This is a genomic window from Acinetobacter endophylla (genome assembly GCF_053543775.1).
The window spans coordinates 1-8,728 of the sequence record NZ_JBLVOM010000060.1 but is presented as its reverse complement, the minus strand read 5'-3'; the positions used below and the strand labels follow the sequence as shown (position 1 = coordinate 8,728).

Sequence of the window (8,728 nt, the reverse complement as noted above, 5' to 3'; positions counted from 1 at the left end):
CCGCTGCCTCTGACCATTAACTGTAATATTTTACGAGTAATGCCAGAATTACATCCTAGATAGCTCAGAGCATGGTCACCAATAAACTGACGTTTGCAGTCTTTGCATTGGTAGTTTTGTTTCCCATCTACTTTGATGCCATTTTTCTTTATACTGTCACTGAGGCAGGTTGGACATTTGATTTCTAGAGTTATTTGCATTTCTCTATTTTATCAAAATTCAACCTGCTTTTTTTTAGCATACTTTTTGATACACCACCCAAATTTAAATCGGACTTTGAATTTAAACTTGCGCTTTTAAATTCAAAAAATATGAATTCAAATTTAAAACTGGATAAATAAATTCAAAGTTTTGAATTTAAAAATATTAGCCCATTATTCAAATGAATTTAAAAGAAAAACGAGTGTAATTAGAGCATGTTGATGATTGTGACTCACTTTTCCTGAAACAAGTTATCCCTATATTTTTTAAATTCAAAACTAATTTCAAATGTTTTGAATTTAAAAATCCTGCTGATTTGAATTTAAAGCAGGCTTGTGGATAACTCGTGTTTAAATTTAAAGATTACAAAATGAATTTAAAAGTGTAGGAATTATGAATTTAAATTTACGCATTGGCGCTTTAATTTTCATCATGAGCTGCTAAGGTAGAAACATAATTCAAAATCTAAATATTCAAGGGTCTTATGCAACGGCTTGCACTTTTTATTGGTTCTGTGGTCTTGGCTGCTTCACAGGCACAGGCTGAACTTATTATTAATGGTCAACGTGTCACGCCGACTGATTTGACCTCTATTTCAAATATCCCGAGTTATGCCTCCCAAAATAATTTTCAAAACTGTCTCGCCAATTTGCGCAGTCAAGCTGTTGCTAGAGGTGTAAGCGGCAGTACCTATGATCGTTATACCCAAAACTTAAGCCCTGATTATTCAGTGATTGAACGCCTGAATTACCAGCCTGAATTTTCTACCCCGATTTGGGATTATCTGTCTGGTTTGGTGGATGAAGAACGGGTTCAGCTCGGCCGGCAAAAATTACAGCAACATCGTGAGGTGCTCAATCGTGTTGCTGCCACCTATGGTGTACCTGCAGAAATGGTAGTTGCGGTATGGGGTGTTGAAAGTAATTTTGGTGATATTTCCGGGAAATATCCTTTATTACAGGCTTTAGGGACTTTGAGCTGTGAAGGCCGTCGCCAGAGTTATTTCCGTGGTGAGTTTTTTACTACCATGAAACTGTTACAGCGTGGCGATGTACGTGAAGAACATTTAAAGGGTTCCTGGGCAGGTGCATTTGGTCATACCCAGTTTATGCCATCGACTTATGATGAACTTGCAGTTGATTTTGATGGAGATGGCCGACGTGATCTGGTATCCAGCATTCCGGATGCACTGGCATCGACCGCCAATTTTTTAAGCAAGCGTGGCTGGCAGAGCGGACAACCTTGGGGATTTGAAGTCAAGATTCCGCAAGGCATGTCGGTTTCCGGTGAAGGCCGAAGAAATAAAAAATCCTTGAGTAGTTGGATCAATCAAGGGGTGGTGCGTGCCGACGGTTCGCCTTTAATTCAAGGAAATTTATCACAATCCTCTCAAGCCGGATTACTTGCGCCTGCGGGGCCGAATGGCCCGGTGTTCCTGGTCTTTAAAAACTTTGATGCCATTTATAGCTATAACGCGGCAGAAAGTTATGCCTTGGCGATTGCACATTTATCCGATCGCCTGCAAGGTAAAGGTAGTTTTACGGCCACATGGCCCACCGATGATCCGGGGACTTCACGTGCAGAGCGTCGTGAGATCCAGCAATTTTTATTGAGTCGAGGTTATGACATTGGTGCGGTGGATGGTTTGATTGGTGATAAAACCCGTCAGGCGATTCGTCAGGAACAGCAGCGTTTGGGCTTGAGTCCAACAGGTCGTGCTGGTCAGCAGATTCTGCGTGCTTTTAGAAATGAAAATGCCAAACGCATGATGCAATAAAAATATTGAAAACGAAAAAAGGTCTGCATTTATGTAGGCCTTTTTTAATGACTGTTTTTGAGTAGCTATATAGTCATGCAAGACAATAGTAATTCGCTGAATTTAAACAGCAGTAATGGTGCCGAGGACGCGATAGCCAGCGGCACCAGTGACTGCAGGCAAGTTACCATTTAGCTGATTCATAAAACGCATGGCCAGCCAGGCAAAGGCAGTAGCTTCTACCCAAGTCGGATTGAGGCCCAGATCGGCGGTAGTCTGTACGCTCCATTCATGTTTGCGCAGGCGCCAGCGCAACTGCTCCAGTAAATGTGAGTTGTAGGCACCACCACCGCAAACAAAAACCTGTCCGGTATCCATGCCGGAGCGGTAAATGGCTTTTTTAATGGCACGGGTGGTGAGCTTTAATAAAGTCGCCTGTACATTTTCCGGGGTATCTTCCAGTTCATCGTATTGCAGGTCATTGCGCCAGTCAGCAATCTGTTCATCCAGCCATTCCAGGTTGAAATCTTCACGACCAGTACTTTTCGGAGGTTCTTTGGAGAAGAATTCGTGTGACTGCAAGCGATCGAGTAAACTGCGAATCGGGGTGCCATAGGCTGCCCAGTTACCATTTTCATCAAAAGGCTGACCGGTATAACGGGCACACCAGGCATCCATCAAGATATTGGCCGGTCCGGTATCAAAACCATAAACCTCTTCAGGCTTCCCGGCAGGCAGCAGGCTGACATTGGCAATGCCACCCAGATTTAAAATTACCCGGTGAATGCTGTCATGCTGGAAAATATCCTGATGAAATGCCGGAACTAAAGGTGCTCCCTGACCACCTGCCGCCAGATCACGACGACGGAAATCTGAAATTACCGGAATCTGGGTAATTTCAGTAATGATGTTCGGGTCGCCAATTTGCAGGGTGAAGCCATGTTCAGGACGATGCCGGATAGTCTGGCCATGCGAGCCAATCGCCTTAATTCTGGATTTATCCAGGTTATTTTTTTCAATCAACGTATTAATACCATGACCAATCATTTGTGCCAGTGCAACATCAGCCTTGCCCATGCGGTCAATTTCATTGTCATCCGGCAAGGTCAGTGCCATCAGCTCATCCCGAAGGTCAGGATCAAATGCCAAAGTGAGTGTGGCATGAAGCTGGAGTGGATCAAAAGAAGCAGCAACAATATCGACACCATCCATGCTCGTGCCGGTCATTACCCCAATATAGATCGCTGTCATGGTTATTCTTAAGCCTGCAATATGCTGAAAAAGTGTTAGTATATCGCACAAATTGAGTAACTGATGTATTGGATTTTGTGATGTCAAATTTCCTGCCGGCTGAAGAACAACTTGCCCTCATTCAACGAGGCACCCACGAAATTATTTCTGAAGAAGACCTTCTCAAGAAATTAAAATTGAATCGTCCATTAAAAATTAAAGCGGGTTTTGACCCGACTGCACCTGATTTGCACTTGGGCCACACAGTTCTTATTAATAAGTTAAAAGTATTCCAAGACTTGGGTCATGAAGTGTTGTTCCTAATTGGTGACTATACTGCGATGATCGGTGACCCAACCGGAAAAAGTGCTACACGTCCGCCATTGTCACGTGAACAGGTTTTAGAGAACGCTAAAACATATCAAGAACAAGTATTTAAAATCCTTGATCCAAACAAAACCAAAGTGGTGTTTAACTCGGAGTGGTTTGCACAAAAAACTGCGGCTGATTTAATTCAATTGGCATCACAGCAAACGGTTGCACGTATGCTTGAGCGTGATGACTTCACCAAGCGTTATAACAATCAACAACCGATCGCGATTCATGAATTTTTGTACCCATTGGTACAAGGCTATGACTCTGTTGCGTTGGAAGCAGATGTTGAATTGGGTGGTACAGACCAAACCTTTAACTTGTTGATGGGTCGTACCTTACAAGGTCGCTATAACCAAGAAGCTCAAGTCTGTATCACAGTGCCAATCCTTGAAGGTTTAGATGGCGTCAACAAGATGTCTAAATCTTTAGGTAACTATATTGGTGTATTTGATGCACCGGGCGCGATGTACCAGAAAGTGCTCTCAATGCCGGATGCATTGATTGAGCGTTATTTTGATCTGCTGAGCTTCAAAACCATTGAAGAAATTCAGCAACTATTAAAAGAAGTGGCAGAAGGCCGTAACCCACAAGAAGTGAAAAAAATTCTTGCGCTGGAGCTGGTTGAGCGTTTCCATGGTGCAGAAGCGGCTTCCAATGCCCACAAAGGCGCGGGTAATATCATTACTGAAGGTGAATTACCTGAAGGTACGCCAGAAGTCACTATTTCGCGTGGCGAGTTTGGTGGTGAAATTTTTATTACCTCGATTTTACGTGAGGCAGGCTTAACCAAAAATGCAGCCCAAGCTAAGGATGCATTAGGCCGTGGCGCAGTGAAAGTGGATTGGCAGACGGTAGATACGACGTATTCTGTGAAAGAGAACGTGACTTTGATTGTTCAGGCCAGCAAAAAAGCAATCGCTAAAGTCACTTTTGTTGACTAAAAATCGGATAAGTTATTGAAATAAAAGCAGGCTTCGGTCTGCTTTTTTTATTGATGTTCTATATTTAAAAATCAAATAAGTAAAGTCAAAAAAAACCCTATGAAAACAAGAGTTAATTTTTCCCAAATCACTTGCTTTTCATCTTTATTATGTATAGGATTTATTCATCTAGAGAATTCGTTTAGAGCATCTAGAGGGTAGTAAAAATAATAGTACTCCACAACTGAGAAAGTCTCTTTTCCAAGAGGCTCTTTTTAAAAGCTTTAAAGTGAATAACTATAATAATGACATAATGGATCGGGTAAAGATTCAATTCTAAGGAGGAGATTTTGGGAGAGATCTCTTCCTTTTTTATTTATTCTGATTGCGTAATCAAAATATAAATCTGCATGCCTACTTTTCTCATTGAGCAACTAAACTTAAAATTAACCAGCAAATTGAGCTTAGGTGAATGACCTCTAAGAATGAGTTCATTTCAATTGACTCCAAAAGAAAAGTGCAAAACATAAAAAAATTAAAGCAGAGGTGATTGAATGTATCGCTATCCAACAGAAGATATTTTTGATGAACAGATCGATTGCATTTTACGGTTCTTATTTGAATACCAGCCAGTCGAACAAAAACAGCAACTCTATGGATCTGTCTATACTTTATTTATGCAGCTTGATCTGGCCGCGCATTACTTTTTATTTTCCCTGATTGAAGAGCAGTTACCGCGACGCGCGAAATTATTCTTTGTTGCCGAGGATTATCAGGGTAAGAAAGACATGATTGTAGAAGTTATGCAACACTGGCTTGGACAGCAACAACAGGAAAAAGTCGCTTAATTAGAAATAACAGACTTTATCTTCTATATATAAGTGATCTAAGCATGGTTTTGGGATTCGAAAACTAAAAAATGAATACCTCTTCTATATAGCAGCCTAAGAATAGGCTTTTATAAAAGCTTTTTACGTAAAAAATAACTCATTAATTGAGTAGTCTAGGATTTAGAGCAGCTTATTGGGCAAGATAGAGTGATTTTGATTTTCTTTTGACGAGCTAATTTAAATAAAAGACAAGATTTCAATATCAAAAGGCTAAAAATACTGTTTTAAATATTATTGTGATAGTTTTTAGGTCTAAATGAATTTTCAGTTAAAAATAAAATGAAGTGTTTAGTGGGTTTATTGCATAAAAACGCTTAAAAATTAGATAAAAAAGCGATTTTTTAGTAATTTTTGTAGAAAAAAAAGACATACGTGAAAAATATAGTGAATTGGGGGTTGCAATGATTCTGAAATCCTCTAGAATGCACCCATACCGACGAGATAGACGGAAACGAACGAAGCAGAATGGCGGAGTTGTTAAGTTTATCGAAGTCCAGCTTCTAGCACTGACGAGGTGTTAGAAAGATCATTAAGAGATTATGAAGAACAACTTGTGTGGATTTTTACTGGTTGATTGATCGAAATTATTTTCATTGATTGATGGTAGAAATTACTCGAAGTTTATTTGAGAAATATTTGTCAGAAAATTGATGAGCCAAGATTGGTGCCCTTTAAGGCACTACATAGTATTAAACTGAAGAGTTTGATCATGGCTCAGATTGAACGCTGGCGGCAGGCTTAACACATGCAAGTCGAGCGGGGAAATGTAGCTTGCTACATTACCTAGCGGCGGACGGGTGAGTAATGCTTAGGAATCTGCCTATTAGTGGGGGACAACATCTCGAAAGGGATGCTAATACCGCATACGTCCTACGGGAGAAAGCAGGGGACCTTCGGGCCTTGCGCTAATAGATGAGCCTAAGTCGGATTAGCTAGTTGGTGGGGTAAAGGCCTACCAAGGCGACGATCTGTAGCGGGTCTGAGAGGATGATCCGCCACACTGGGACTGAGACACGGCCCAGACTCCTACGGGAGGCAGCAGTGGGGAATATTGGACAATGGGGGGAACCCTGATCCAGCCATGCCGCGTGTGTGAAGAAGGCCTTTTGGTTGTAAAGCACTTTAAGCGAGGAGGAGGCTACCGAGATTAATACTCTTGGATAGTGGACGTTACTCGCAGAATAAGCACCGGCTAACTCTGTGCCAGCAGCCGCGGTAATACAGAGGGTGCAAGCGTTAATCGGATTTACTGGGCGTAAAGCGCGCGTAGGTGGCCAATTAAGTCAAATGTGAAATCCCCGAGCTTAACTTGGGAATTGCATTCGATACTGGTTGGCTAGAGTATGGGAGAGGATGGTAGAATTCCAGGTGTAGCGGTGAAATGCGTAGAGATCTGGAGGAATACCGATGGCGAAGGCAGCCATCTGGCCTAATACTGACACTGAGGTGCGAAAGCATGGGGAGCAAACAGGATTAGATACCCTGGTAGTCCATGCCGTAAACGATGTCTACTAGCCGTTGGGGTCTTTGAGGCTTTAGTGGCGCAGCTAACGCGATAAGTAGACCGCCTGGGGAGTACGGTCGCAAGACTAAAACTCAAATGAATTGACGGGGGCCCGCACAAGCGGTGGAGCATGTGGTTTAATTCGATGCAACGCGAAGAACCTTACCTGGTCTTGACATAGTAAGAACTTTCCAGAGATGGATTGGTGCCTTCGGGAACTTACATACAGGTGCTGCATGGCTGTCGTCAGCTCGTGTCGTGAGATGTTGGGTTAAGTCCCGCAACGAGCGCAACCCTTTTCCTTATTTGCCAGCGGGTTAAGCCGGGAACTTTAAGGATACTGCCAGTGACAAACTGGAGGAAGGCGGGGACGACGTCAAGTCATCATGGCCCTTACGACCAGGGCTACACACGTGCTACAATGGTCGGTACAAAGGGTTGCTACCACGCGAGTGGATGCTAATCTCAAAAAGCCGATCGTAGTCCGGATTGGAGTCTGCAACTCGACTCCATGAAGTCGGAATCGCTAGTAATCGCGGATCAGAATGCCGCGGTGAATACGTTCCCGGGCCTTGTACACACCGCCCGTCACACCATGGGAGTTTGTTGCACCAGAAGTAGGTAGTCTAACCTTAGGGGGGACGCTTACCACGGTGTGGCAGATGACTGGGGTGAAGTCGTAACAAGGTAGCCGTAGGGGAACCTGCGGCTGGATCACCTCCTTAACGAAAGATTGACGATTGGTAAGAATCCACAACAAGTTGTTCTTCATACGATGTATCTGAGGGTCTGTAGCTCAGTTGGTTAGAGCACACGCTTGATAAGCGTGGGGTCACAAGTTCAAGTCTTGTCAGACCCACCAAATCTGACTAACGAAGCATGAAAGTGCTGAAGCAAACAGAACGGAACGATACATTGACTTATTGATAAGCTGGGGACTTAGCTTAGTTGGTAGAGCGCCTGCTTTGCACGCAGGAGGTCAGGAGTTCGACTCTCCTAGTCTCCACCATACTTCATATCGTAATGCATAAAGCAAAGCTATAATGCTATCACTTGAAAGTTAACAAAAGCTACGTTAGACATAGTAATCAATACAGTATTGATTGTTAGTTTAGTCCTTAAGCGATCAAGTGTTTAGATCCTAGAGATTAACAAGTACAAGCGTTATGATACGCGCACTTGATAACCTCTGTGATTTATCACAGTTTCCTGACCTGACGAAGGCTGGAAAAATCATTAACAGAATATATTTGAGTTGAAATAATTTGTTCATACTCATGACTGACATTAACACTAGCAGTGATTTATTACTGTGATGTGAAGATGAAAGAAATGAGTTACTAGCGAAATTAACTGAATCAAGCGTTTTGGTATATGAATCTAATTGAAGCTGTACGGTGCTTAAGTGCACAAACGCCAACTGTATGAGCGTGATGAGAGATCATCACAATCTGTTGCTTATCCTACTTGTAAGGATAAACGACTGTTTGGGGTTGTATAGTCAAGTAATTAAGTGCATGTGGTGGATGCCTTGGCAGTCAGAGGCGATGAAAGACGTGATAGCCTGCGAAAAGCTCCGGGGAGGCGGCAAATATCCTGTGATCCGGAGATGTCTGAATGGGGAAACCCACTTACCATAAGGTAGGTATTGCAACATGAATACATAGTGTTGCAAGGCGAACGAGGGGAAGTGAAACATCTCAGTACCCTTAGGAAAAGAAATCAATTGAGATTCCCTCAGTAGCGGCGAGCGAAAGGGGAAGAGCCCATTAAGTCATATAAGTTCTAGTGGAACGCTCTGGGAAGTGCGACCGTAGACGGTGATAGTCCTGTACACGAAAGGGCTTATATG

Annotated in this window: 5 protein-coding genes, 2 tRNA genes and 2 rRNA genes; 7 read left to right on the top strand and 2 right to left on the bottom strand. The window is 42.8% G+C overall.

What is annotated here, in order from left to right; translation table 11 throughout:
* Nucleotides 1-200, bottom strand: a 200-nt coding sequence (locus ACNPNW_RS04765; protein ID WP_448766370.1) for a transposase-like zinc-binding domain-containing protein, incomplete at its 3' end; no start/stop codon positions are given.
* Between the two features lie 485 nt (nt 201-685).
* Between ACNPNW_RS04765 and ACNPNW_RS04760 the strand changes: the two genes are divergently transcribed.
* Nucleotides 686-1,978 carry a lytic murein transglycosylase gene (locus ACNPNW_RS04760; RefSeq protein WP_004729018.1) on the top strand — a complete coding sequence of 431 codons (1,293 nt, stop codon included), beginning with the start codon at nt 686-688 and terminating at the stop codon, nt 1,976-1,978.
* Nucleotides 1,979-2,080: 102 nt separating this feature from the next.
* Here the strand turns inward: ACNPNW_RS04760 and ACNPNW_RS04755 are convergent, their stop codons facing one another.
* Nucleotides 2,081-3,208 carry an anhydro-N-acetylmuramic acid kinase gene (locus ACNPNW_RS04755; RefSeq protein ID WP_448766614.1) on the bottom strand — a complete coding sequence of 376 codons (1,128 nt, stop codon included), beginning with the start codon at nt 3,206-3,208 and terminating at the stop codon, nt 2,081-2,083.
* An 80-nt stretch (nt 3,209-3,288) separates the two neighbouring features.
* Here ACNPNW_RS04755 and tyrS point away from each other — a divergent pair, with 80 nt between their 5' ends.
* The 6 genes from tyrS to ACNPNW_RS04725 form a co-directional block, all read left to right on the top strand.
* Nucleotides 3,289-4,503 (top strand): tyrosine--tRNA ligase, encoded by a 1,215-nt coding sequence (tyrS, locus tag ACNPNW_RS04750; RefSeq protein ID WP_448766613.1) that lies wholly within the window; start codon nt 3,289-3,291, stop codon nt 4,501-4,503.
* Nucleotides 4,504-5,036: 533 nt separating this feature from the next.
* Nucleotides 5,037-5,330, top strand: a complete 294-nt coding sequence (locus ACNPNW_RS04745; protein WP_448766612.1) for a hypothetical protein — start codon at nt 5,037-5,039, stop codon at nt 5,328-5,330.
* A gap of 733 nt (nt 5,331-6,063) precedes the next feature.
* A 16S ribosomal RNA gene (locus ACNPNW_RS04740) occupies nt 6,064-7,601 on the top strand.
* A 60-nt stretch (nt 7,602-7,661) separates the two neighbouring features.
* A tRNA-Ile gene (locus ACNPNW_RS04735) sits at nt 7,662-7,738 on the top strand.
* A gap of 71 nt (nt 7,739-7,809) precedes the next feature.
* Nucleotides 7,810-7,885, top strand: a tRNA-Ala gene (locus ACNPNW_RS04730).
* Nucleotides 7,886-8,375: 490 nt separating this feature from the next.
* A 23S ribosomal RNA gene (locus tag ACNPNW_RS04725) occupies nt 8,376-8,728 on the top strand; the annotation flags it as partial.

Coding starts and splice junctions, on each gene's coding strand:
- ACNPNW_RS04760 (WP_004729018.1), top strand. CDS start 686: ATGCAACGGCTTGCACTTTTTATTGGTTCTGTGGTCTTGGCTGCTTCA.
- ACNPNW_RS04755 (WP_448766614.1), bottom strand. CDS start 3,208: ATGACAGCGATCTATATTGGGGTAATGACCGGCACGAGCATGGATGGT.
- tyrS (WP_448766613.1), top strand. CDS start 3,289: ATGTCAAATTTCCTGCCGGCTGAAGAACAACTTGCCCTCATTCAACGA.
- ACNPNW_RS04745 (WP_448766612.1), top strand. CDS start 5,037: ATGTATCGCTATCCAACAGAAGATATTTTTGATGAACAGATCGATTGC.